The sequence below is a fragment of the Actinomadura sp. HBU206391 genome (assembly GCF_014323665.1).
Taxonomy (GTDB): Bacteria; Actinomycetota; Actinomycetes; order Streptosporangiales; family Streptosporangiaceae; genus Actinomadura_C.
In genome coordinates, this window is sequence record NZ_JABVEB010000492.1 from 1 (window position 1) to 2,214 (window position 2,214).

Below are 2,214 nucleotides of genomic sequence, written 5' to 3' on the forward strand. Positions count from 1 at the left end.
GGTGTCGGAGCTGACGCGCCGCAGGTACGCCGAGGAGCGAATGGGGCAGGTGCGCTGGACGTCCTCGACCCATGACCGACTGGTCGACGAAGTGGCGGCGGAGCTGACGATTCCCTCCGGCGCCGCGCACGAGCTGATCTGGCTGGCCGAAGCCCTGACGGAGCGGCACCTGCGGACCTGGACGGCGCTGGTGGCCGGGCGGATCGACTACCGGCGTGCCAAGGTGATGGCCGAGGCGCTGAACGGCTTGAACGATGAACTGGCCGATCGGATCGAGTCGAAGGTCATAGGCGGCGTGTGGAAGCAGACCGTCACCAGGCTGCGTGCCCGGCTCAAGCGGGCGGTCAGGTCGGCCGACCCTGCGGCGGCCGATAAGAAGAAGAAGGCCGCACAGCGGGAGCGGCGGCTGGAGTCATGGGAGAACGCCTCCGGCACCGGCGACCTGGTCGGGCGAGATCTCGCGCCCGAGGACGTCGAAGCGATCATGAACCGGCTGACCTGTGTCTCCAAGGCCATGAGAGCGGACGGAGACCAGCGCTCGCTCGACGCGATCCGGGCCGATCTGTTCCGTGACCTGCTCCGTGGCCTTCCGCTACCCGAGGCGGCACAACGTCTGCGGGGCGGTGAGGAGGCTACGCAGGCCGGCTCGCCCGGTGGTTCCGGCTTCGCCGGCGGTCCTGGCCTGGCCGGCGACCCCGGTTCGGAGGGCGGGCTGCCGACGGAAGAGGCGGGCACCCGGTCTGTACGCGACACCGACATCCTGGCCGCCGTGGAGCGGCAGATCGCCGAGGCGCTCGCGGGCGCGGCCGGCGAGCGGCTTCGTCGGCTGGTCACCGAAGCGCGCGCCGCCGGGCGCATGGACGGCATCGCCCTGCTCATCGCCGAATCCGTCGAGGCGATGGAGAAGGCGCTGGAACCCTTGAGAGACCAGTGGCGCAAGGCCACCGGCCAGCACGCCCACGATGGTTACCGGCCGCCTGCCGCGATGCGTCGCCTGGTCCTACGGCGTCACGAGACCTGTGTCTTTCCGACCTGCCATCGCAAGTCGGCGGCGTGCGACCTGGACCACACCCGACTGTACGACCCAGGGCGCCCTGACGGCGGCGAGACCAGGTCGGACAATCTCGCCCCGCTGTGCCGGCGACATCACCGCACCAAGCAGCACCGGCGTTGGCGGCTGGTCCAGATCTTCCCGGGCCTGCTGGCGTGGGTGACTCCGGCCGGCCGATGGCACCTTGTCCTGCCCTCACCCCCGGAATGAGCCAGGCTGTCCTGGGCATCCGTGACAGGCACGCCCATCGCGGGGTCAGCCCAGCGCGGGGACGCGGTCGATCAGCGGTGGGGGGCCGGGCGGGGTGCCGTCGCCGAACGGCCGGCCGCCGAGCTGCTCGCGGAAGTGCGGGGTGAGCCATCCACCCGGATGCGGACCCGCGGCGACGACCCTGGTCGGGTTGATGGCGGAGTGCACGTAGTAGTAGTGACGGCGGATGTGGCCGAAGTCGACCGTGTCGCCGAAGCCGGGTGTCTGGAACAGATCGCGTGCGTACGCCCACAGCGCCGGATATTCGATCAGCTTGCGGATGTTGCACTTGAAGTGGCCGTGGTAGACCGCGTCGAACCGGACCAGAGTCGGGAAGAGGCGGATGTCGGCCTCGGTGATCGCGTCTCCCAGCAGGAACCGCTGCCGGGTCAGCCGCGCCTCCAGCGCGTCCAGCCGTACGAAGAGTGCCGTCACCGCACGGTCGTAGTTGCTCTGCGCCGGTGCGAAGCCCGCGCGGTAGACCCCGTTGTTCACGTCCCGGTAGACGTCCTCGTTGAGTGAGTCGATCTCGTCGCGCAGGGCGTCGGGGTAGAGCTCGGGGGCGCCTTCGCGCTGGAGTGCGGACCACTGCGACCCGAGGTCGAGGGTGAGCTGATCGAAGTCATTGCTCACCAGGTGGCCGGTGGGGATGTCGACGAGCCCGGGGACGCTGACGCCGCCGTCGTAGCCCGGGTCGCGGGCCAGGTAGGCCTCGCGGAGAGCGTGGATGCCGAGCACAGGGTCGAGGTCGTTCGGGCTGCCGGTCGCGGCGGTGAAGACCCAGTGGGGGTCGCCGTCGATGATCTCCTGGACGGGGTCGGTCACCGCCAGCGAGATGGCGTCGTCGAGTCCCATCAGACGGCGCACGATGACGACGCGATGCGCCCACGGGCATGCGCGGTTGATGACGAGCC

At 70.1% G+C, this 2,214-nt stretch carries 2 protein-coding genes; one reads left to right on the forward strand and one right to left on the reverse strand.

The window, feature by feature from the left end; translation table 11 throughout:
- The coding region (locus HKK72_RS38725; RefSeq protein WP_187239348.1) for an HNH endonuclease signature motif containing protein at window positions 1-1,261 on the forward strand (1,261 nt) is incomplete at its 5' end.
- 45 nt (window positions 1,262-1,306) lie between these two features.
- Here HKK72_RS38725 and HKK72_RS38730 read toward each other — a convergent pair.
- Window positions 1,307-2,214: glutathione S-transferase family protein (locus HKK72_RS38730; RefSeq protein ID WP_187239349.1), on the reverse strand; the 908-nt coding region annotated here is incomplete at its 5' end.